Here is a 22,069-nt window from a genome sequence, read left to right on the forward strand (position 1 = left end):
TAGTTCTAAATAACTGAAATTGGGGCGTTTACATGGATTCGATTGTTTTACATTTTATTGTGATCATGAGTGTTTCTGGCATTCTGTCCGTAATATTATCAATCATTGCTCATGCAAATCGCCATCGGTATATTGGCTGTCAATTGTTTATGTATATGTCTGGAGCAACTGCGATTTATATTTTTGGACATACATTTGAATTATTGGCGCGCACCCCTCAAGAAATTACATTCTGGGTTAGTTTTCAATACATAGGTCTTCCGTTTATTGCACCGTTCAGCCTGATGATTGTGCTGCAGTTTACTGGTTTCCATCAATATGTAACAAAGCGCCGCGTGATTCTCTTCTTGCTGATTCCAATTTTAACCACCATTCTGGTGTTCACCAACTCTTTTCATTCACTCTTTTACCGAAGCATCACGATGAATACAGTAGACGGTTTTTTATTAGCTGATTTTACCATTGGTTATTGGTATATCATTCATGGGGTCTATACATTTGGCTGTTCTATGCTCGCTATTTTTATGCTGCTTTGGTTTTTACGTGTGAAGAGAGAATATTTGAAACAGGTTCTGATCTTGCTCGTTGGAATATTATTGCCGATCACGACCTCTTTTATCTATTTATTAGGTGTCACGCCTTTTCACATTGACCCAGTACCAGTGGTGATGTTTTTAACCAACGCACTCTACTTATGGGCGATTATGTCTTTTCATCTCTTTAAGCTCTCTCCCATTGCGATGGAGCGTGTGTTTGAACATATGTCAGAAGGTGTTCTCCTATTGGATCGATACCGAACACTGATTGATTATAACCCTGCGGCTGCATTGATCATTCCTGTGCTCGCTAAAAAGGGAATCGGCTATAAAATCGATGATATATTCTCAGGGATCATCAAAGAACCAGCGTTTATACAGTGGCTACGTTCTCCGCAGGATCATTCACAGTATGATTTAATGTGGGAAAAAGAGCAGCCCTTCTATTATCATCTCACTGCTTCTTCTCTTTTTAATAGAAGAGGCGAAGTCGAGGGCAGGCAAATTGTAATCAGCGATGTTACGGAGCAGCGACTATTGCAGGAAGAGCTGGAGCGCCGAGCATATATTGATGGTTTGACGAATATCTTCAATCGATCTTCTTTTATTGAACGAACGCAGATGTTATTGGAAGAGGATGCGCAGGATACTGCGATATTGCTATTTGATATTGATTTCTTTAAACAAATCAATGATACGCACGGACATCATATAGGAGACGAGGCGTTGCGTCATGTTGTGTCCATTTGTCAGCAGCATTTGAAGATGGATGATTTATTTGGCCGATATGGTGGAGAAGAGTTCGCCATTTGTCTCCCACATCATTCATTTGAAGAGGCATGTCATGTTGCGGAACAGATGAGACATTCATTTGAAGTGAGTTTCTTTCAGACAGATGAGAAAAAAGTAAGAGTGACAGCAAGCTTTGGCGTCGCCCATACAGCGAATGATCCCTCTATATTAGAAACGCTTCTATTTGAGGCAGATCAAGCCTTGTATATGTCAAAACGCCAAGGACGTAATCGGATTTATGCATCAACTGGTTCGGACTATATGCTATACCAAAAGCAGGATCTCCCGCCTGCTTCTCATTGACTGTTGTCCTTCATTTAGATATGATAAACATAACATTTGAACGGTTTCCTAAAGGGGAGTAGCTTTTACGGTTTGGTCGTCATTACAGAAACATCCGTTGTTTCTCGGCCATTCCGGCATGAACATGTTAGCCAGACCTTTGCCTATCACACATGAGGCAAAGGTCTGGCTTTTTTTAAGATCTTTTTGCATCTGTGTGGGTGGAAGCTGGACAAATGAGGGGTTTCAACATAGCAGATGAAAGGATGATGGATCTTGAAACAATATGTGATGGCGTTTCTATTTACCGGTACGTTTTTGTTAAGTGGATGTTCAGGACTGTTAGACCAAGTAAACGATACAACGACATATGTCACAGAGGCAAATGAGTATGTGACAGATATTCAGCAATTCACAGAGGATTTTCCACAGCTTGCGGAAGAAGCTGTACAAGATGCTGCCAAAAGAGCAGATTTGACGCAGCAACTGGAATCATTGAAAGCAGACATTCAAGAATTTAATGAACTCACAGCCCCATCAATAGCAGAAGACCTGCATGCACAAATCATAGAGAAAAATAAAGTGCTGTCAGAGGAGATTCAAACCTATTTACAGCAATTGAAAATGGACAACTTCGATGCTGCAGCTATTTTAGAGGATCAGCAAGGGCTCATGAAGCAGCTTCAGCAATCGGTCAGCCTTTTGCAAGATATTGAACAACTAACAAACTAGGATAAGCAAACGGTGATCACAGCATATCTTTGCCTTTTCAGGTGAAGATATGCTTTAATTGAATGTAACACAAGTATGATAGAAAAAAGGTGATCAGATGACAGAACAAGAAGAAAGACATATCGCTTCGCCTAGAGCTGAGAAGGAAAAAGAGCAATTAATCAATCGCTTAAAACGAGTGGAAGGCCAAGTGCGAGGGATTCAGCAAATGATTGAAAACGATCGCTACTGCATAGATGTCGTGAATCAAATTTCTGCTATCAATGCAGCTTTAAAAAAAGTGAGTCTTCAATTAATGGAAAAGCATACACACCACTGCGTAGCGGATGCCATTAAGAGCGGTAATGGGGATGAAGCGATTGAGGAGTTAATGAATGTCTTCACGAAGCTGACAAAATCGTAGCAAACAGAGGATCATTTATGTTTACAATGATACCCTACTAGGGTATAGTAAAAATAGAAAATGATTGATGGAGGCGATGAGAAGTGGAACAAGCAACACTACAAGTGCAAGGCATGTCTTGCGGACATTGTGTGAAAGCAGTCGAAGGAAATGTAGGAGAATTAGCAGGTGTTGAATCTGTAAAAGTCCATTTAGATAAGGGGCAGGTGGAGGTTTCCTTTCACCCAGATCAAATCACGTTACACCAGATCTCTGATGTCATTGAAGAACAGGGATATGATGTCGTATAAAATGAGCATACGTGCTGCATAAGACAGCACGTATTTTTTTAAAAATAACAATACCCCCATGGAGTATATGGAGAGGTGAGATAAATGAAAAAAGAAATTGATTTTCAAATTACGGGAATGACTTGCGCCGCCTGTGCAGGCCGCATTGAAAAGGGCTTGAACAGGTTGGAAGGTGTGGACGACGCCAGTGTGAACTTTGCGCTTGAAACATCCCACATTGTGTATGAAACAGAACAACTCACAGCAGAGGATCTAAAACAAAAAATTCAATCTCTTGGCTATGATGTGGTGATGGAGCAAGCTGAATTTGATATAGAGGGAATGACATGTGCGGCTTGTGCAAACCGAATTGAGAAAAAAGTCAACCGGATGGATGGTATTGATCAAGGATCAGTGAACTTTGCGCTTGAGTCACTTCAGGTGACATATCATCCAGGGAAAATATCTCCAAGTGACATAAAAGAGGCTGTGAAATCCATTGGGTATTCATTAACCGAACCAGCCGAAGAGCATGCGGAGGAAGGGAAAAAAGACCATCGTCAAGCAGCGATTGAGAAACAAACGGCACGCTTTTTGTTCTCAATGATCTTGTCATTGCCTCTTCTTTGGGCAATGGTCAGTCATTTTTCTTTCACATCGTTTATTTGGCTGCCAGAAGCGTTTATGAATCCATGGGTTCAGCTCGCATTAGCAGCGCCCGTCCAGTTCATTGTCGGCTGGCCTTTTTATGTAGGTGCTTATAAAGCGTTGAAAAATAAAAGTGCCAATATGGATGTCCTTGTGGCACTAGGGACATCGGCTGCTTTTTTCTATAGTTTATATGAAAGTATTCAATCAGCGGTTCAAGGCACACATGAAGCGGCCCTCTATTATGAAACGAGTGCTGTGCTCATTACGCTAATTGTGCTCGGAAAGTTAATGGAAGCAAGAGCGAAAGGGAGATCATCAGAAGCGATTCAAAAACTGATGGGCTTACAAGCGAAAGAAGCTGTGATAGAGCGAGATGGGAAAGAAATGACTGTTCCTATTTCTGAAGTGAAAGTGAATGATCTTGTGTTCGTCAAGCCAGGTGAAAAAGTCCCGGTAGACGGAGAAATCATCGAAGGAACAACAGCGATCGACGAATCGATGATTACAGGAGAAAGTCTGCCAGTTGATAAAACCACAGGAGATACAGTCATCGGGGCAACCATCAATAAAAATGGATTTGTGAAAGTGAAAGCAACAAAAGTAGGAAAAGAAACGGCTCTTTCACAAATCATTCGAGTCGTCGAACAAGCGCAAGGCTCAAAAGCACCAATTCAAAGAATGGCAGATCAAATTTCAGGGATATTTGTCCCCATTGTTGTAGGATTGGCTGTGCTCACTTTTCTGATTTGGTATATCTTTGTTGATCCAGGAAATGTGACAGCAGCCCTTGAAACCTTTATAGCGGTCATCGTCATCGCATGTCCTTGTGCTCTTGGCCTTGCTACACCGACCTCTATTATGGCAGGCAGCGGCCGTGCAGCTGAATCAGGGATTCTGTTTAAAGGCGGAGAGCATTTAGAGATAACCCAATCACTAGATACAGTAGTGCTAGATAAAACAGGGACTGTGACAAAAGGGGAGCCGAGTCTTACAGATGTGATTGCGTCTGCCAATTGGACAGAAGATAAGCTGCTTCAGTTAGCAGGATCGGCAGAACAGCAGTCAGAGCATCCACTTGCCAGAGCGATTACAGAAGGCATGAAGAACCGGGGTCTCCAAGCGGTCGAGGTAGAAGCTTTTCAAGCAGATCCTGGTCATGGAATTGAAGCAAGGGCTGCGGGACATGAGCTTTTGATTGGCACACGGAAGCTCTTAAAGAAACATCATATCAGCTGCGAAGCACTAGAAGCAGTTGTGACTGAGCTTGAAGAACAAGGAAAAACGGCGATGCTCATTGCCATTGACCGCGAGCCAGCAGGTATTGTCGCCGTTGCTGATACAATCAAATCGTCTTCTTCTCAAGCGGTCGCTCGTCTCAAAGAGCAAGGGATTCACGTCGTGATGATGACAGGAGATAACAAACGCACAGCAGAAGCGATTGCGAGTGAGGCAGGCATAGATCATGTCATCGCTGAAGTTCTTCCAGAGGAAAAAGCGGCTCATATTGTAGCGCTTCAGAAACAAGGAAAAAAAGTGGCGATGGTTGGAGACGGCATCAATGATGCCCCTGCCCTTGCAACAGCAAATATCGGGATGGCTGTCGGAACAGGTACAGATGTTGCCATGGAAGCGGCAGATATTACGCTCATGACTGGAGATCTCCATGCCATTGCAGATGCACTTGAATTTAGCAGAAAAACGATGAGAAACATTAAACAGAATCTATTTTGGGCACTTGCTTACAATTGTATTGGCATACCAGTCGCCGCATTTGGGTTCCTGGCACCATGGCTTGCAGGAGCGGCAATGGCCTTTAGTTCTGTATCGGTTGTGCTGAACGCACTAAGATTACAGCGATTGAAACCTGTCAGAGAGGGTGTGGCAAAATGAAGCTGAATGTCAAATGGGTGTGGACGTTGAGTGCTGTGATTTATGTAGCCTTTGTACTGATAGGTTATGCGATTTATGTCGAACTTTCTCCTCTTCAAGAGCCGCCAGCTGATCATATGCAACATGAGACTTCATCAGAAGCGAAGTCCTCGCATTCGGTGTCAGTCCTGCACTTCGGTGCTCGTCCTTTCTAGACTTCAAAGGTTTTCTATCACACTGAAAAGAAGACAAAGGGCTAAAATAAAGTTCATTTTAGCCCTTTGTCAATAATCTGAGACTTCGCCAAAAGCGAAGTCTTTTTTTAACAATTTTGTGGAAAAACCCACCTTTTAAAAGATTTTTCATAAAAAATTCACTTCTTTTTGTTCCTTTTTGTCGTTTTTTGTAGGTTCATCGTTAAGATGCGATTAGGCAACAAAGAAAGCGTTATCAAAAAAAGGGGGTCCACGTATGAAAAAGTTAGGGTTAGCTTCTCAAATACTCATCGCACTTGTTTTGGGTGTTGTCGTAGGAGCACTATTTTATCAAAATGAAACCGTTATTAATGTGTTAACGCCGATTGGCGATATATTCATCCACTTAATTAAAATGATCGTTCTTCCAATTGTTATTGCTGCATTGATTGTAGCCGTTGCAGGTGTAGGCGATATGAAAACCATCGGAAGACTCGGTGGGAAAACGATTCTTTACTTCGAAATTGTGACAACGATTGCATTAGCAGTTGGACTGCTTGCAGCAAACGTTTTCCATCCTGGTACAGGAATTGATATGAGTAACATGGAGAAAGGCGATATCTCTAAATATGAAGAGACATCTAAGTCTTCTGCCGAAAAAGCTAGTTTCTCTGAAACGATTGTGCATCTTGTGCCAACAAACGTGTTCCAATCCATTGCAGAAGGTGATCTATTACCAACAATCTTCTTTACAGTGTTATTCGGATTAGGAATTGCAGCAGTTGGAGACAAAGGAAAACCAGTGTTAGGATTCTTTGAGGGGATACTCGAAGCAATGTTCTGGGTGACCAATAAAGTGATGAAGTTTGCACCATTTGGTGTATTCGCGCTCATCAGTGTGACGGTGATCAAATTCGGGGTCGGAGCGCTTCTCCCGCTAGGTAAACTGGTACTTGTCGTTTACGGCACAATGGCATTCTTCGTGATTGTCGTACTTGGCATTATCGCAAAATTAGCTGGAACAAGCGTCTTTACACTATTTAGAGTGTTAAAAGAAGAAATCATTCTTGCATTCTCAACAGCAAGTTCAGAAGCTGTACTGCCTAGACTAATGGACAAAATGGAGAAGTTCGGCTGCCCGAAAGCGATCACGTCGTTCGTTATCCCAACAGGCTATACCTTTAACTTAGATGGAAGTGCCATCTATCAATCCATTGCCGCCATATTTGTTGCACAAATGTACGGCATGCCTCTTTCCATCTATGAGCAAATTACGTTACTATTAATCTTAATGCTCACATCAAAAGGAATGGCTGGTGTACCAGGTGCATCGATCGTTGTTGTCATCACAACACTTGGAGCAATGGGACTTCCACTTGAAGGACTTGCCTTCATCGTTGGGATCGACCGTATCCTTGACATGGTTCGTACAACTGTTAACGTATTTGGTAACTCACTTGCAGCCATTGTCATGTCTAAGTGGGAAAAAGTGTTTGATCAAGAGAAATCGAAGAAGTATATTGAGGAATTAAAACAACAAACAAAAGCAGCGTAAAAGGAGATCTTTTCAAATGACGAAGCTACAGGACAAGCAAGTTCGTATCGAACGAGACTTTCTAGGTGAAAAGGAAGTAGACACTCAAGCGTATTATGGAATTCAAACATTACGTGCAGTAGAGAACTTTCCAATTACTGGCTACCATGTTCATGAGGAACTCATCAAAGCATTAGGGATTGTCAAAAAGGCAGCCGCACTTGCAAATATGGATACAAAGCGACTATATGCTGGTCTTGGAGAAAAAATTGTTCAAGCCGCAGATGAAGTGATTGAAGGAAAATGGAACAATCAATTTATTGTCGATCCAATTCAAGGCGGAGCTGGCACTTCAATGAATATGAATGCCAATGAAGTCATTGCAAACAGAGCGCTTGAACTACTAGGAAAGGAAAAAGGCGCTTATACTGAGCTAAGTCCAAACACGCATGTGAACATGTCGCAGTCAACAAACGACGTTTTCCCAACAGCGATTCATATTTCAACATTGAATATGATTGAAAAACTACTTTATACGATGGAAAACATGCATCAAGTCATGACAGAAAAAGCGCAAGAATTCGATCATGTCATCAAAATGGGACGTACGCATCTTCAGGACGCTGTTCCAATCAGACTTGGTCAAGAGTTTAGTGCATATGCAAAGGTTCTTGCTCGTGATATTAAACGAATCAAGCAGTCTAGACAGCATTTATATGAAGTCAATATGGGCGCAACAGCAGTTGGAACAGGACTGAATGCTGATCCTAAATATATTCGCCAGGTCGTTGGTTATCTAGCTGACATTAGCGGATTGCCGTTAGTTGGAGCAGAAGATTTAGTCGATGCTACGCAAAATACAGATGCTTATACAGAAGTATCAGCTGCACTGAAAGTATGTATGATGAATATGTCCAAAATGGCAAACGATATTCGTTTGATGGCTTCAGGTCCTAGAGCAGGCTTTGGTGAGCTGCACTTGCCGCCGAGACAGCCAGGTTCATCTATCATGCCAGGGAAAGTCAACCCAGTGATGCCTGAGGTCATGAACCAAGTGGCATTCCAAGTCATTGGAAATGACCACACGATCTGCCTTGCATCAGAGGCTGGTCAGCTTGAACTGAACGTCATGGAGCCAGTTTTAATATTCAACTTACTACAGTCTCTCAGTATGATGAAAAATGTATTTGAATCCTTTGTCGATAACTGCTTGCGTGACCTAAAAGCAGATGAATCTAGATTAAAAGAATATGTAGAAAAGAGTGCTGGTGTCATGACGGCGGTCAATCCGCATATTGGTTATGAAGCTGCTGCACGAATTGCGAGAGAAGCGATTCTTACAGGCGTATCTGTACGTGAGCTTTGTCTGCAAAATGATGTGTTATCAGAGGAAGAGCTTGATATCATCTTAAATCCTTTTGAAATGACAAAACCAGGTATTGCTGGCGCATCACTTTTAGAAAAGGATCGTTTAGAAGATTAAGCGGCATCATGAGAAGCGCACACCGACAAATGTCCGGTGTGCGTTTTTTCATGGACTGTTTGTTTTTCTGAAGCTCACATAGTATACTATCGTCAATTATTAGGGATGTGACTGCGTTTGAATCTACTGAAAAAATGGTTGAATACAGAGCCTTATTTAATTATCATGCTCATTGTTCTGACTCCGATTGGGGGAGAGCTGAAATTTTATCCATTTGAGGATAGCTTTCGGGTCAGCTTTGGAACCGTTGTCTTTTTCTTTATCCTGCTTCAAATGAAAAAATTCCCGGCATGGGCAAGCGGCATCATTGCGGGGGGATCAGTGTTTGCATTCCGGGTGCTTCTTGATACCGCTGTGTCAGGCCACTTAGCGCTGGAAGAGGCCGTTTCTTTAAGATTTCCTTCCCTGCTGTATTACGTCGTCTATGGTACGCTTTTTTATGTATTACAGGTCAGACGTTTCCGTGATAAGCCTTGGCTCATTGGGGCGACAGGGATTATCATGGAACTATGTGCAAGTGTAGTCGAAATGATTGCACTCAGGGGAGCCATTGATGAAATTTTAACAGTGAGAACGCTGTTTCAACTATTTGTATTGGCGATTTTCAGAAGCTTTTTCGTATTGGCTTGTTATACGATGATTCGATTATACGAAGAACAGGCGAGAGAGCGCCAAATGAAGAAGGAAAAGGAACACCTGTTGATGCTGCTGTCGAATCTTTATACGGAATCTACATATTTTTATAAAACCCTTGCACATGCTGAGCACATTACAGCTACTTCATATCAATTGTATCAATCTCTGCATCATGCAAAGGATACGGAATCATTAGATTTAAAAAAACTCGGAAAAACAGCCCTGCAAATTGCAGGTGAGGTACACGAAATCAAAAAGGATAATCAGCGGATTTTTTCTGCCTTATCAAAACTGATTCATGAGGAAAACTTTCAGGAGTATGCAAGTCCTGCTCATATCGCTGGACTTGTGATTCGTATCCATGAAAATTACGCGGAATCTCTTAAAAAACACATCGTTTTTCATTATGATGAAGAAGGACAGCACCCTGCTTATCATGTGTATACCATTCTATCTTTATTAAATAACATTGTATCCAATGCCGTTGAAGCGATTCCAGTAAATGGAGAGGTATCACTATCCATTTCGCGGAAAGAGAATGATGTAATTTTTCAAATCAGTGACAACGGTCCAGGCATTAAAGAGCGTAACCATCATGTGATCTTTAAACCGGGCTTCACTTTAAAATACGACCAAGCCGGGAACCCATCAAGCGGCATCGGTCTTTCCTATGTGAAAGACACAGCCGAGAAGCTTGGCGGAAGTGTTGAAATGAAGAGTATCCCAAATCAACAAACGATGTTCACTTTAACGATACCAATTGATCAAGTCAGCAGAAAAGAGGGGAATGGGAGATGAGATTTTTTATTGTTGATGATGATGAAGCCGTTCGTTCTTCACTGGCACAGCTCATTGAAGATGAAGAGCTTGGCATTGTGGCAGGGGAAGCAGAGGATGGTGCTGAAGTAACAGCGAGCTACTTAAATGATTTGCATATTGATATCTTGTGTATTGATCTTCTGATGCCGGAAAGGGACGGTCTTGAGACGATTCGAGCGATCAAGGATGAATTTCATGGGAAATATTTAATGCTGTCACAGGTAGAAACAAAGGAACTCATCGGCCAGGCATATACGCTCGGTGTCGAGTATTATGTGACAAAGCCGATCAATCGGGTAGAGGTCTTAAGTGTGCTCCACCTCATGATTGAACGTCTGCATTTAGAGCACTCAATTGAAAATATTCAGCATTCGCTCAAATCGGTCATGCAGTTCCAGCAGCGCGGACAGACCACGAAAACGAAGCAGCGCGGGAAAAGTCTTGCAGAGGCAGGTCAGTTTTTGCTGGCGGAGCTTGGGATTGTCGGCGAAAAAGGGTCTAAGGATTTACTAGATATGATTCTTTTCACAGATCAGTATTTAGCGTTACATGCCGATCAGCACGACTCTTTTCCTTCATTAAAAGTAATTTTCACTGGCATCACAGAGGATAAATTAAACGAACCTTTTACATCAGCAGACATCGCAAGAGAAGCAAAAGCAGCGGAACAGCGGGTAAGACGTGCGATCAACCAATCATTGAAACACATCGCCTCGCTCGGGTTAACCGATTTTTCTCACCCAACCTTTGAAAACTATGCATCAAAATTTTTCGATTTTACCATTGTGCGTAAGAAAATGAGTGAACTCACAAAAGAGAAAAGTGGAAGAGAAGAGCACACACGTATCAATGTGAAGAAATTTGTACAGGTGCTCTATTACGAGGCGAAACGTATTTTCATGGAAGATTAAATAAGACATGCTCTCTATAAGGAGAGCATGTCTTTTTTTGTGATGGATTGAAGATGCATCTGTAGCACGGAGCGCATGAGCTGTGGCGGTAAACGATGGGGCTGTACGATTCCATTCAATGCAAGCCCATTGATGACCGCATAAAGCCGCTCAGTTTCTAATAAAAGATCGAGATGATCTAGCAGTAGCTCATCCTCTTTCAATTTCATTAAGCAAAATTGAACGGTTTGAAAAAGCTCGTCATACATCTTTGCATTGAGCGGCTGTAAATCTGGTTCAGTCAGTGCCTTGACTGTAAAAGCCTGCCACACCTCCATTTCAAATATTCGTTCTTCGTCTAGTGGAAGAACCTGCTCCAATAAAGTGAATACATTTTCCTCTGTTGAACCGTTTAATGGAAGCTTAGCAATTCGCTCCTTCACTCTTTCCTGAATTAAATTCATGGAGAATAGAAATAATTCTTGCTGTGTGGAAAAATAATGACGCATAGAGCCGGCTGAAATGCCAGCTTCAACGGCTATTTTTCGTACAGAAGCGCTTTCCAATCCCTCTTGTTTAATCACTCTCATAGCAGCTTGAGCGACCTTTTGTTTTTGTTTATGGTGATCGACGATTTTTGGCATACCTTGATTTTAGCACAGCTATTGTTTTTTTAACACAGTTGTGTTATTTTTTATTTAATACAATCGTGTTAAAAAGGATGTGGGGAAATTGGTCGGTTTATTGATTGTGGCATGTGAAATTGGTTTTTGGCTGTTTATTCTTATGGGCTTAACACTGCGTTATGTGTTTAAACAGAAAAAATGGGGTGCTTTCTTTCTTGTCTGTACGCCGGTTTTAGATCTCATCCTTCTTGCGGCTACTTATATAGATTTAAAGCAAGGGGCTGTGGCGAGCGTCATTCACGGGCTTGCGGCTGTTTATATTGGTGTGAGTCTGGCCTTTGGACATCAAATGGTGAAATGGGCGGATGCTAAGTTTGCTTATCGTTTTGCAGGAGGCCCTAAGCCGAAGGGAAAACCAAAGTACGGGAAGGAGCGGTCTTTGTATGAGATGGTGGGCTGGACGCGTCATTTCATCTCTTATGTCATCGGAGCGGGGCTGTTATATGGATTGACCTATCTCATCCAAGCACCAGAACGAACGGAATCTCTGATGCAGCTTGTCAGTGTGTGGGGGATGGTCTTAACCATTGATTTCATCATTAGCATCAGCTACGTCATTTGGCCGAAAAAACACCCGGAAAATATAGCAGGTTGACAAAAAAGACAGGCGGACTCATTCCACCTGTCTTTTTGCTATGAGGACAATCCTTTGTAAATGGTGTCAATATTCCATTTCATCATCTTATAGTAGCTGTCCCCATCTTCACCTTCTTTGCCAATAGAGTCCGTAAATACTTTCCCCTTAATCGGAACTCCGGTTTCCTCAGATAGGCTTTCAAGGCTGCGCTTATCTACACTTGTTTCAAGAAAAAGGGCAGGAACTTGATGGTCTTTAACAAAATGAATGATGCGCTTCATTTGTCCAGGAGTTCCTTCACTTTCTGTGTTGATCTCCCAAATGTAGCCGGCTTTCAGTCCATACGCATCCGCAAAATATTTGAATGCCCCTTCGCTTGTGACAAGGAGTTTTTTGTCTTTTGGGAGTTGATCAAACTTGTCTTTTGCTTCATCGTGAAGCGTTTGAAGTTTTTTGATATAGGTTTCAGCATTTTTCTCGTAATCCTCTTTATGCTCAGGATCTGCTTGAATGAGCGCATCTCTGGCATTTTGCGCATAAAGAATCCCATTCTCGACATTCAGCCATGCGTGTGGGTCCTGCTGGCTTTCAAGCCCTTTTGAAGACAAATGCTTCACTTTGACGCCTTTACTCAGCTCGGCTACAGGTGCATCATCTCCGTCCTTGCCGCTCGATTCAAGCAGTTTTTGAAACCAGCCATTCCCTGTTTCAAGGTTCAAGCCATTAGATAGAACAAGGTCTGCATCCGTCGTATACTGAACATCCTTTGGTAGTGGGTCAAATTCATGTGGGTCTGTACCAATGGGAACAATGCTGTGAATAGAGACATGCTGTCCGCCTACTTCCTTCACAATGTCATAAAGAATGGAGTAGGTCGTGACAACTTTTAATGTACCGTCATCTTTTCCGGAACTCTTTTGCTGAGTAGAACAGCCTGCGATGACCAAAAGGGCAATACATACTGCGGTCAAACGGATTGCTAATACCTTCTTCATATATGTCCTCCTTTTACATAGACGCTTCCTTTTTTAACTGTGTTCGTTTTCGCTTCGATTTTAAGGATCTCCACAATATCCCTTGTTTCGGTGAAAAGATAAAGGCACTGCCGAATAATATGGTCGCGACCAGCACAATGGAAGCACCAGACGATAAGTTATACGTAAAGCTGAGCCCAAGTCCTACGACGGCTGAAACTGCTCCAAAAAAAGCAGATAAATAAATCATGATCCATAGCCGGTCTGTCAGTAAATAAGCGGTGGCAGCTGGTGTAATAAGCATTGCAACAACAAGAATAATACCTACAGTTTGCAGAGATGCCACGGTCACTAAGGTCAATAAGGTCATGAGGAAATAATGGATCATGCGATTCGGTAAACCGTAAACCGAAGAAATCACTGGATCAAATGAACTAATGAGCAGTTCTTTGTAGAAAACAATGACAGCCAGCAAAATGAAAATGCCAATGCCAAGCGTGATCCACATATCAGATGAACGAACGGCTAGTACGTTTCCAAACAAGATATGATATAAATCGCTGGAACTTTTCAAAAATGTAATCAAAATGATCCCAATGGAAAAAAAAGCAGTGAATACGATGCCGATGGCAGAATCATTTTTAATGCGGCTGTTTTGACTGACATATCCGATGCCGATGGCTGTCAGTACACCAGTTAGAACCGCACCAAAGAAAAAGTTAATGCCGAGCATATAAGAGATGGCGACACCTGGAAGTACAGCGTGTGAAATCGCATCTCCCATCAAAGCCATTCCCCGTAAAATGATAAAGCAGCCAATGACGCCGCAGATGATCCCTACCATAACGGATGTAAATAACGCTTTTTGTAAAAACGCATATTCAAAAAGTCCGGTTAAGAATTCCATTACGCGTCTCCTCCTGCTGATTTTAAAAATGGCAGTTGTGTTTCGTATGCTTGGAGCATGACCTCAGGACGAAGAATATCATGTACAGGCCCTGCTTTGACCAGCTTTTTATTTAGAAGAACGAGATGGCTGAAGTAATCATCGGCTTTACTTAAGTCATGGTGGACGACCAGAATGGTTTTTCCTTCATCTCGTAATTCCTTCAAAATGCCGATCATCGTTTCTTCACTTGCCATATCAATTCCGACAAATGGTTCATCTAAACAAAAGAGCTGTGCGTTTTGAGCGAGTGCTCGCGCAAGGAAGACACGCTGCTGCTGACCGCCAGATAATTCCCCAATCTGTCTTTTGGCAAAGTCCTGCATCCCGACCTTTTCTAAGCAATGGTACGCATAGGCACGGTCTTCTTTTTTCGGTCGTTTGATCAATCCGAGCTTTGGGTATGTGCCAAGCAGTACGGTATCCAGCACATGGATAGGAAACGTCCAGTCTAGATCATTTCTTTGCGGTACATAGGCGATCTGTTTTCTCACTTGTTTAAAGGGTTGTTCAAAAAAACGAATATCCCCTTGATCCTTTTCAATTAAATCTAAACATGCTTTCAATAAAGTCGATTTACCAGCACCATTTGGACCAATGATTCCAGTCATCGTTCCTTCCTGTATGGAAAGAGAGACGTTTTCTAGTGCATCCTGTCCGTGGTATGAGACATACAGGCGGTCGATTGTTAAAGCGTTTGACATCTCTTGCGGCCCCTTTCGATCATCAATTGCGTTTCCTAAAAATATATGCATACATTTAATAATTTTGACTAAAGGATGAAATGATTCTCTAACGCTAATTTGTTTCCTTAAGGAAACTTTTATCTTATTCTAATCGTATGTCCTTCTTTTGTAAAGAGAAATGCTGAATATTCCCATCAAGCGATCGTTTTTATGTTATGCAACGAAGAGGGGACATGAGCATGGATTATTGAAAATTCACGTGACATCCTTGAATACGAAAAATCTCAAACATTTGCTTATAAATGATTGACAGTTTGTAAGAACTCTTCATATAATAAGGGTAATTCAATATATGAATATGTGCTCATATATAATATCTACAGCAGCTGATAGGTTTGATTGAATCAGGGAAGGCTACTTATATAGAAAAAGGTGAGAACATGAAAAAGATGAAGGATGAATACGTATTAAGCGGTCTCGATTGTGGAAACTGTGCACGTAAAATTGAAACAGGTGTCAGCAAACTCGAAGGGGTTGAAGCCTGCTCAATTAATTTTGCGACGGGTACATTAACTGTGACACATGCTGATGCACAAGAAACGATGTCAAAGCGTATTGAAAAAACCGTTCAGTCCATTGAACCTCATGTGAGTGTATCACCAAAAGAAGAAGGACATCACCACGATCACGATCATGGAACAAAGAATTTAAAAACGATTGTACTGAAATTAATTGGTGGTGCAGTCATTGGAACGGCGGCTTATTTTATACCTGACAATGGCTTACTGAAGTTCATCATGTTTTTCGCCGCGTATTTACTCGTTGGCGGAGATGTTGTCCTGAAAGCGCTGAAAAATATTGTGCGCGGTCAAGTATTTGATGAGAACTTCTTAATGACCATAGCTACAGTTGGTGCTTTTGTGATTCAGCAGTATCCTGAGGCATTGGCAGTCATGCTGTTTTACCAAATTGGAGAACTGTTCCAAGGGGCAGCTGTGAACCGCTCTAGAAAATCAATTAGCGAATTAATGAATATCCGTCCAGAATACGCAAACCTCAAAGTGGGGCAAGAAACAAAAAAGGTAAAGCCGGAAGAAGTCAAAGCGGGTGACCGTATTGTTGTCAAACCAGGTGAAAAAATTCCTTTGGATGGACGCGTGATAGACGGTTATTCTCTTGTGGATACCTCTGCACTAACTGGGGAGTCTGTTCCAAGAGATGTGGAAGCAGGAAAAGAAGTGCTTGCTGGATTTGTGAACCAAAACGGCATTCTTGAAATTGAAGTGCAAAAAGAGCTCAGTGAGTCAGCGGTTACGAAGATTTTAGATTTAGTCGAAAATGCAAGCAGCCGTAAAGCGCAGACAGAAAACTTTATCACAAAGTTCGCTAAATATTATACACCTGCTGTGGTCGTGCTAGCTTTATTGCTTGCCTTTGTACCACCGCTTCTCATCCCATCAGCTCAATTGTCTGATTGGGTGTACCGGGCACTTGTCTTCCTTGTCATTTCGTGTCCATGTGCTCTCGTTGTATCCATTCCATTAGGTTTCTTTGGCGGGATTGGTGCCGCATCAAAACGAGGCATTTTAGTGAAAGGCAGTAACTACTTGGAAGCCTTAAACTCTGTGCGCTATGCGGTGTTTGATAAAACAGGTACTTTGACAAAAGGAAACTTTACAGTCACTCATATCGAAGCAGCGAATGAGAAATGGTCAGAAGAGGAATTGCTTTCTTTTGCGGCACTGGCAGAAGCACATTCTTCGCATCCGATTGCAGAATCGATTAAAGCGGCTTACGGAGCGTCTCTTGATGAGAGCCAGATCGAATCTTACGAGGATATTGCGGGTCATGGGATCAAAGCGACAATTCGCGGAGCCCATGTATTGGCAGGTAACCATCGCCTGATGGAACGAGAAGGCATTTCTTTTGAAAAAGAAAAACGAAGCGGAACGGTTGTGTATTTAGCAATAGACGGTGAGTTTGCGGGATCTATCTTGATTGCAGATGAAGTAAAAGACGATGCAGTTGAAGCGATATCTTCTCTAAAAGCTGCGGGCATTCAAACCGTGATGCTTACAGGGGATGCTGCGCAAGTAGGAAATGCAGTCGCACAGCAGATCGGCATTGACGAAGTTCACACTGAATTATTGCCACAGGATAAAGTCGCCAAAATCGAAGACATGTATCAGAAAAAAGCATCTCAAGACAAATTATTGTTTGTTGGTGATGGCATAAACGATACGCCGGTTTTGGCAAGAGCGGATATAGGTATTGCCATGGGTGGGCTTGGTTCGGATGCAGCAGTTGAAGCGGCTGATATTGTGATTATGACAGATCAGCCATCAAAGGTAGCGGAAGCCATTGCTGTCGCTAAAAGAACGAGAGCCATCGTATGGCAGAATATTGCGTTTGCTCTTGGGGTGAAGGCCGTCTTTCTCATACTTGGTGCATTCGGTATTGCAACGATGTGGGAAGCCGTCTTCTCGGATGTTGGTGTCACTGTACTGGCTGTTTTAAATGCGATGAGGGTCATGAAATAAAATTGTAAGGAAAAATTCATGAATAGCGTCTTTCATAATAGACCCCCTCTTGTTAAAATAGAAGAAGTTGGATAATGGCATTTTCCTGAGCTGTTATCCTTTTTCTTTGTGAAGGAATGAATGAAAAAGATAAGGTAGGTGCTTTTGTGAGTAAAAAAAATAATCAATCTTCATCCATCAAGTTTGCAGTTATATTAACCATCATTGCAGCTCTTCTCATCGGTATTTTCGTTGTGATCGGTAACAACAACAGCCAAGAAGCACAAACAGTCGACAGTAAGCCGTCTATTAAAGGACAGCCTGTCATGGGAGATCAAAAGGCAAAAGTGCAAGTTGTCGAGTTTGGGGACTACAAATGTCCATCATGTAAATCATTTGAGACAGACATTTTCCCAAAATTGAAAGCAGACTACATAGATAATGGCGATGTATCCTTCTCATTTATTAATTTACCACTGCCTGTTCATGGGGACGGTGCGGTATTAGCAGCACTGGCTTCTGAAGAAGTGTGGAAAGAAGATCCGAAAAACTTCTGGGCATTTCATGAAGCGGTCTACAACGCACAACCAGATAGTGAAGCAGAATGGGTAACGCCAGCAAAGCTCACCGAATTGGCGAAGAAGACAACGAAAATTGATACGGACAAGCTGAAAGATAACCTATCAAAGAAAACATATCAGCCACAGTTGAACACAGATGATCAGCTGGTGAATCAATACAAAGTAAATGCAACACCAACTATTTTCATTAACAATAAACAAGTCCAAAACTTTTATGACTATGATGAAATCAAAGAATTAATTGATCAAGAGCTGAAAGGGAAAAAATCATGAAGAATAAACTGATTTACTTATACAGCGCTTGGATCGTCTCGATTGTGGCGACGATGAGCAGCCTGTATTTAAGTGAAGTAAAGAAGTTTATTCCATGTGATATGTGCTGGTTTCAGCGCATTTTCATGTATCCGCTTGTGCTTTTACTTGGAATTGCTACATTCCGTGGCGATGTCAAAGTGAAGTACTACGTTCTCCCTTTGGCCGGGATTGGTGCTTGCTTTTCCATCTATCATTATATGGAACAAAAGATTCCAGGCTTTGCATCGATTCGCCCTTGTCTAAGCGGTATTCCTTGTTCCGTTGATTATCTGAACTGGTTTGGTTTTATCACCATTCCACTCTTAGCTCTCATTGCATTTATTCTGATCATCATTAGTATGCTACTTTTAAATGCAAAAGAAGATTGAGGAGATAGCCTGCTTTTAAGCAGGCTGCAGCGTGTAGACAAACCCTCGCATTCTTTGTCAGTCCTGCGTGCTGGTGCTCACGAATGTCAAATTCGCTCCGCGCCAGTACTCGTCCTTCCTAGACTGCAAAGGTTTTCTATCACGCTGAAAAAAACAAAGGGCTAAAATCAAGTTCATTTTAGCCCTTTGTCAACAATCTGAGCCTGCTTTTAAGCAGGCTATTTTTTATTTTTGCAAAAAGATAAAATTTAAAGAAAATTTGTATTGCTTTTCATTTGTGTCAGATATACATTAAGGGAGAGTGTTAGATGATCAGACAATGGTAAGGAGATAAGCGGAAAATGGCATGGGAAGTCTTAAGTATTATAGGCATTGTGGCATTCGCCATTAGTGGTGCGATTGTCGCAATGGAGGAAGAGTACGATATTCTTGGTGTGTACATTTTAGGGATTGTCACAGCATTTGGCGGTGGAGCGATTCGGAATCTATTAATTGGTCTTCCGGTGTCTGCTTTATGGTCGCAGGGCAAAATGTTTACCATTGCCCTTGTATCCATTACGATCGTGTTTCTATTTCCAAAGCTTTTGCTCAAGCACTGGAGCACGTGGGGGAATTTCTCAGATGCGATCGGTTTAGCAGCGTTTGCGATTCAAGGTGCATTATTTGCTGTACAAAGAGAGCTCCCGCTCAGTGCGGTCATTGTGGCAGCCATTTTGACTGGAAGCGGCGGCGGCATTGTGCGTGATTTATTAGCAGGACGAAAGCCACTTGTGCTAAAAGCAGAGATTTACGCAGTATGGGCAGCCCTAGGCGGCTTACTCGTCGGACTCGGCTTAGCGCAAGGAGAGCTTGCTTTATATCTGCTGTTTGTCATCCTTGTCATATGCAGGGTTTGTTCCTACTTATTCAAATGGCGGCTTCCCGCAAGGTCTTATTTTTTAAATAAAGGGTAAAACGAAAAAAGGGCGATGTCGCTCTTTTTTTTATTTGTTATTCGAGCTTGATGTCAGCAGGTCAAGCTGTTTTCGTGTAAAATAAAAGTAGGTTCTTTATTCATCATTGGAACAATACACGAGATGAAAATGTTGTCATTTGACTGAATATGTAGATTCAGTCTTTTTTTGCCTAGATGGATTGTTATGTGTTGGTTTCACTTTTTGCGGGATACTAAAAAAACGCTCGTGATCGAACGGATGGATCAGAAAGAAATGAACACATCTTTGCATGTAAGCAAAACATGACGGAAAAAATGAAATGGGAGGGACATGTACTAGTGGAGATTTTTTTGGCAGTGCTCGTACTACTAGCACTCATTGCATCATCTAATATTATCAATCGTTTTCTGCCCTTTATTCCAGTTCCATTAATCCAAGTGGGTTTAGGGATATTGGTCGCAGCTTTTCCTTCAGGTTTACATATTTCTTTAAATCCTGAGCTATTCTTCGTTTTATTCATTGCACCACTGTTATTTAATGATGGGAAGCGTACCCCAAGGGACGAGCTGTGGAAATTAAGAGCGCCCATTCTTCTATTAGCTTTAGGGCTCGTATTTGCGACAGTCATTGTCGCGGGATATACCATCCATTGGATGATTCCAAGCATACCACTTCCAGCTGCATTTGCGCTTGCAGCGATTTTATCACCGACAGATGTGGTTGCTGTAAGTGCACTTTCCAGCCGTGTGAATATGCCAAAGGGGATCATGAGACTGCTGGAAGGCGAAGGGCTGATGAACGATGCGTCAGGACTTGTTGCCTTTAAATTTGCTATTGCAGCAACGGTTACAGGGGCATTTTCCATTGCAGAGGCATCCTTTAGCTTTGTTCTTATTGCTGCTGGCGGATTATTGACTGGATTTATTCTGTCGTTTTTTATCATTCGTTTTCGCTACTTTCTCCGCCGTTTAGGCATGGACGATGTCACAATGCACATCATCCTGCAAATCCTCACGCCGTTTGTGATTTATTTAGCAGCGGAAGAAATTGGCGTATCCGGCATTTTAGCCGTTGTTGCCGGTGGTGTGACACATGCCATCGAGCAAGACCGAATGGAAGCGAATTTAGCAAAACTGCAAATTGCTTCTTCAAACACGTGGAATATTATTTTATTTATTTTAAATGGCCTTGTTTTCGTTTTACTTGGGTTACAAATTCCTGATGTATCGACCGTCATTTTCCAAGATGAAGCCTTTAATAATATGCAGGTCATCAGTTACATTTTAATCATTACATTCTGTCTGATGATTCTCAGATTCCTATGGGTATGGCTGTTCTGGGCAGGAAACTGGAGTGTATCGAAAAAGAAGAACGCGAAAAAACCGAAGCTGCGTGCTTCCATGCTGATGACATTCTCTGGTGTTCGTGGTGCTGTTACATTAGCAGGTGCTTTCTCCATCCCATTTACGCTTGCAGACGGATCACCATTTCCTGAGCGTCATTTAATTATTTTCCTCGCAGCAGGCGTCATTTTATGTACACTCATTTTAGCGAGTGTGCTGCTGCCTATTTTATCGGAGAAAAAAGATAAGCAAGTGGATGTGGACTTAGATACAAAGATTCAGCACGCGAAACGGAAGCTGCTGAGAAGTGCCATTAAAACTCTAAAAGAAGGAATGAATGAAGACAATCGAGAAGTCTCCCTTGCACTCATCAATGATTACCGAATGAAGCTGAGAAATATTCAGCGGGAACCGTACCAGTTTGGTATGAGAAAACAAGAGAGAAAAATCAGACTGCACGGCATTAAAGCAGAACAGATGAAACTTCAGCAGTTGATCGAGGAAGAGAAAATCGACAAAGAAGAAGCGTATGAGCTGCAAGAGAGATTTCATGAGTTGGAAATGCTCTATTCCAACTCCTTTAAAATTCGTTTCTCAAAAGTGAAGTTTCTGCGCTTACTACAATGGCTTCAACTATGGCGTCCGAATCAGCGTATTTCAAGCGGCATATTAGAAAACGAGGAATCGTATAAACAAATCCGTAAGAAAACGGCTGAAGCTGCGGTGGATTCTATTAAGCACCATATGACCGAAGACAATCAACAAACGTGTCATCAAGTCATTGGGTTTTACAATCAAGTGATATTCCGCTGTGAACATGGTCCTTCTTTCTTTCAGCAAAAGGATCGTACGTTTGACCGGAAGAAGAAAGAGCTTAACTTCCAAGCCGTACAGACGATTCGTAATGAAATCCAAACCTTATATGAAAATGGCGAAATCAATCGTGATATTGCCCATCATTTAAGGGAGTATATCAACGACATGGAAGCAGTCTTACTGACCAATACATGATGTTGTCATCTTCTCCCCTATGTTTTATGATGAAAAAA

20 protein-coding genes are annotated in these 22,069 nt (G+C 42.0%); 16 read left to right on the top strand and 4 right to left on the bottom strand.

The window, feature by feature from the left end; all coding sequences use genetic code 11:
• Nucleotides 1–32 precede the first annotated feature (32 nt).
• From KFQ09_RS13170 to KFQ09_RS13215, 10 genes are all read left to right on the top strand, one after another.
• Complete coding sequence (locus KFQ09_RS13170) at nucleotides 33–1,631, top strand: histidine kinase N-terminal 7TM domain-containing diguanylate cyclase (protein WP_255835742.1); 1,599 nt, start codon at nucleotides 33–35, stop codon at nucleotides 1,629–1,631.
• A 255-nt stretch (nucleotides 1,632–1,886) separates the two neighbouring features.
• Nucleotides 1,887–2,342, top strand: a complete 456-nt coding sequence (locus KFQ09_RS13175; RefSeq protein ID WP_024719824.1) for a DUF6376 family protein — start codon at nucleotides 1,887–1,889, stop codon at nucleotides 2,340–2,342.
• A gap of 97 nt (nucleotides 2,343–2,439) precedes the next feature.
• Nucleotides 2,440–2,745: a metal-sensing transcriptional repressor gene (locus tag KFQ09_RS13180; RefSeq protein WP_255835743.1), complete on the top strand. Its 306-nt coding sequence runs from the start codon at nucleotides 2,440–2,442 to the stop codon at nucleotides 2,743–2,745.
• Nucleotides 2,746–2,828: 83 nt separating this feature from the next.
• Nucleotides 2,829–3,035, top strand: coding sequence for a copper chaperone CopZ (copZ, locus tag KFQ09_RS13185; RefSeq protein WP_017368060.1), 207 nt, complete (start codon nucleotides 2,829–2,831; stop codon nucleotides 3,033–3,035).
• An 84-nt stretch (nucleotides 3,036–3,119) separates the two neighbouring features.
• A complete protein-coding gene (locus KFQ09_RS13190) occupies nucleotides 3,120–5,555 on the top strand; it encodes a heavy metal translocating P-type ATPase (RefSeq protein WP_255835744.1) in 2,436 nt (811 codons plus the stop codon).
• A complete protein-coding gene (locus KFQ09_RS13195; protein WP_017359236.1) occupies nucleotides 5,552–5,749 on the top strand; it encodes a hypothetical protein in 198 nt (65 codons plus the stop codon). The genes KFQ09_RS13190 and KFQ09_RS13195 overlap by 4 nt, the downstream gene beginning before the upstream one ends.
• 256 nt (nucleotides 5,750–6,005) lie before the next feature.
• The gene (locus KFQ09_RS13200; protein ID WP_007500222.1) at nucleotides 6,006–7,283 is read left to right on the top strand and encodes a cation:dicarboxylate symporter family transporter; all 1,278 of its coding nucleotides are present in this window, start codon (nucleotides 6,006–6,008) and stop codon (nucleotides 7,281–7,283) included.
• Nucleotides 7,284–7,299: 16 nt separating this feature from the next.
• A complete protein-coding gene (gene aspA, locus KFQ09_RS13205) occupies nucleotides 7,300–8,745 on the top strand; it encodes an aspartate ammonia-lyase (RefSeq protein WP_007500224.1) in 1,446 nt (481 codons plus the stop codon).
• A 117-nt stretch (nucleotides 8,746–8,862) separates the two neighbouring features.
• On the top strand, nucleotides 8,863–10,179 hold the full coding sequence (locus KFQ09_RS13210; protein ID WP_017368058.1) for an ATP-binding protein: 1,317 nt from the start codon (nucleotides 8,863–8,865) through the stop codon (nucleotides 10,177–10,179).
• Entirely contained in the window at nucleotides 10,176–11,111 is a 936-nt protein-coding gene (locus KFQ09_RS13215) for a response regulator (RefSeq protein WP_050826612.1), read from the top strand. The genes KFQ09_RS13210 and KFQ09_RS13215 overlap by 4 nt, the downstream gene beginning before the upstream one ends.
• A gap of 14 nt (nucleotides 11,112–11,125) precedes the next feature.
• On the opposite strand, the gene KFQ09_RS13220 is transcribed toward KFQ09_RS13215, so the two are convergent.
• A complete protein-coding gene (locus tag KFQ09_RS13220) occupies nucleotides 11,126–11,734 on the bottom strand; it encodes a TetR/AcrR family transcriptional regulator (RefSeq protein WP_050826611.1) in 609 nt (202 codons plus the stop codon).
• Nucleotides 11,735–11,822: 88 nt separating this feature from the next.
• Here KFQ09_RS13220 and KFQ09_RS13225 point away from each other — a divergent pair, with 88 nt between their 5' ends.
• Nucleotides 11,823–12,371, top strand: coding sequence for a hypothetical protein (locus tag KFQ09_RS13225; RefSeq protein WP_047945414.1), 549 nt, complete (start codon nucleotides 11,823–11,825; stop codon nucleotides 12,369–12,371).
• A 38-nt stretch (nucleotides 12,372–12,409) separates the two neighbouring features.
• Here KFQ09_RS13225 and KFQ09_RS13230 read toward each other — a convergent pair whose 3' ends face one another.
• Genes KFQ09_RS13230 through KFQ09_RS13240 form a run of 3 tightly spaced genes read right to left on the bottom strand, consistent with a single transcriptional unit; the run spans nucleotide 12,410 to nucleotide 14,977 of the window.
• Entirely contained in the window at nucleotides 12,410–13,348 is a 939-nt protein-coding gene (locus KFQ09_RS13230; protein WP_025207974.1) for a metal ABC transporter substrate-binding protein, read from the bottom strand.
• A gap of 13 nt (nucleotides 13,349–13,361) precedes the next feature.
• Nucleotides 13,362–14,234 carry a metal ABC transporter permease gene (locus KFQ09_RS13235; RefSeq protein ID WP_007500236.1) on the bottom strand — a complete coding sequence of 291 codons (873 nt, stop codon included), beginning with the start codon at nucleotides 14,232–14,234 and terminating at the stop codon, nucleotides 13,362–13,364.
• Entirely contained in the window at nucleotides 14,234–14,977 is a 744-nt protein-coding gene (locus KFQ09_RS13240; protein ID WP_008347622.1) for a metal ABC transporter ATP-binding protein, read from the bottom strand. The genes KFQ09_RS13235 and KFQ09_RS13240 overlap by 1 nt, the downstream gene beginning before the upstream one ends.
• A gap of 422 nt (nucleotides 14,978–15,399) precedes the next feature.
• Here KFQ09_RS13240 and KFQ09_RS13245 point away from each other — a divergent pair, with 422 nt between their 5' ends.
• The 5 genes from KFQ09_RS13245 to KFQ09_RS13265 all read left to right on the top strand — a co-directional run bounded on the left by KFQ09_RS13245 (nucleotide 15,400) and on the right by KFQ09_RS13265 (nucleotide 22,031).
• Nucleotides 15,400–17,499, top strand: a complete 2,100-nt coding sequence (locus KFQ09_RS13245) for a heavy metal translocating P-type ATPase (RefSeq protein ID WP_050827632.1) — start codon at nucleotides 15,400–15,402, stop codon at nucleotides 17,497–17,499.
• A 116-nt stretch (nucleotides 17,500–17,615) separates the two neighbouring features.
• Nucleotides 17,616–18,332 carry a DsbA family protein gene (locus KFQ09_RS13250; protein WP_008347618.1) on the top strand — a complete coding sequence of 239 codons (717 nt, stop codon included), beginning with the start codon at nucleotides 17,616–17,618 and terminating at the stop codon, nucleotides 18,330–18,332.
• Nucleotides 18,329–18,742: a disulfide oxidoreductase gene (locus tag KFQ09_RS13255; protein WP_007500241.1), complete on the top strand. Its 414-nt coding sequence runs from the start codon at nucleotides 18,329–18,331 to the stop codon at nucleotides 18,740–18,742. The genes KFQ09_RS13250 and KFQ09_RS13255 overlap by 4 nt, the downstream gene beginning before the upstream one ends.
• Before the next feature lie 341 nt (nucleotides 18,743–19,083).
• Nucleotides 19,084–19,695 (top strand): trimeric intracellular cation channel family protein, encoded by a 612-nt coding sequence (locus KFQ09_RS13260; protein WP_007500242.1) that lies wholly within the window; start codon nucleotides 19,084–19,086, stop codon nucleotides 19,693–19,695.
• Nucleotides 19,696–20,015: 320 nt separating this feature from the next.
• Nucleotides 20,016–22,031 (top strand): Na+/H+ antiporter, encoded by a 2,016-nt coding sequence (locus KFQ09_RS13265; RefSeq protein ID WP_017359242.1) that lies wholly within the window; start codon nucleotides 20,016–20,018, stop codon nucleotides 22,029–22,031.
• The last annotated feature ends 38 nt before the right edge of the window (nucleotides 22,032–22,069 follow it).

It is taken from the genome of Bacillus sp. FS02 (assembly GCF_024398395.1).
Taxonomy (GTDB): Bacteria; Bacillota; Bacilli; order Bacillales; family Bacillaceae; genus Bacillus; species Bacillus altitudinis.

Bases quoted from the DNA above. Each gene is read 5' to 3' on its own strand.
- aspA (WP_007500224.1), top strand. From the start codon at position 7,300: ATGACGAAGCTACAGGACAAGCAAGTTCGTATCGAACGAGACTTTCTA.
- KFQ09_RS13180 (WP_255835743.1), top strand. From the start codon at position 2,440: ATGACAGAACAAGAAGAAAGACATATCGCTTCGCCTAGAGCTGAGAAG.
- KFQ09_RS13260 (WP_007500242.1), top strand. From the start codon at position 19,084: ATGGCATGGGAAGTCTTAAGTATTATAGGCATTGTGGCATTCGCCATT.
- KFQ09_RS13230 (WP_025207974.1), bottom strand. From the start codon at position 13,348: ATGAAGAAGGTATTAGCAATCCGTTTGACCGCAGTATGTATTGCCCTT.
- KFQ09_RS13255 (WP_007500241.1), top strand. From the start codon at position 18,329: ATGAAGAATAAACTGATTTACTTATACAGCGCTTGGATCGTCTCGATT.
- KFQ09_RS13170 (WP_255835742.1), top strand. From the start codon at position 33: ATGGATTCGATTGTTTTACATTTTATTGTGATCATGAGTGTTTCTGGC.
- KFQ09_RS13235 (WP_007500236.1), bottom strand. From the start codon at position 14,234: ATGGAATTCTTAACCGGACTTTTTGAATATGCGTTTTTACAAAAAGCG.
- KFQ09_RS13200 (WP_007500222.1), top strand. From the start codon at position 6,006: ATGAAAAAGTTAGGGTTAGCTTCTCAAATACTCATCGCACTTGTTTTG.
- KFQ09_RS13250 (WP_008347618.1), top strand. From the start codon at position 17,616: ATGAATGAAAAAGATAAGGTAGGTGCTTTTGTGAGTAAAAAAAATAAT.
- KFQ09_RS13195 (WP_017359236.1), top strand. From the start codon at position 5,552: ATGAAGCTGAATGTCAAATGGGTGTGGACGTTGAGTGCTGTGATTTAT.
- KFQ09_RS13220 (WP_050826611.1), bottom strand. From the start codon at position 11,734: ATGCCAAAAATCGTCGATCACCATAAACAAAAACAAAAGGTCGCTCAA.
- KFQ09_RS13215 (WP_050826612.1), top strand. From the start codon at position 10,176: ATGAGATTTTTTATTGTTGATGATGATGAAGCCGTTCGTTCTTCACTG.
- KFQ09_RS13245 (WP_050827632.1), top strand. From the start codon at position 15,400: ATGAAAAAGATGAAGGATGAATACGTATTAAGCGGTCTCGATTGTGGA.
- KFQ09_RS13240 (WP_008347622.1), bottom strand. From the start codon at position 14,977: ATGTCAAACGCTTTAACAATCGACCGCCTGTATGTCTCATACCACGGA.
- KFQ09_RS13190 (WP_255835744.1), top strand. From the start codon at position 3,120: ATGAAAAAAGAAATTGATTTTCAAATTACGGGAATGACTTGCGCCGCC.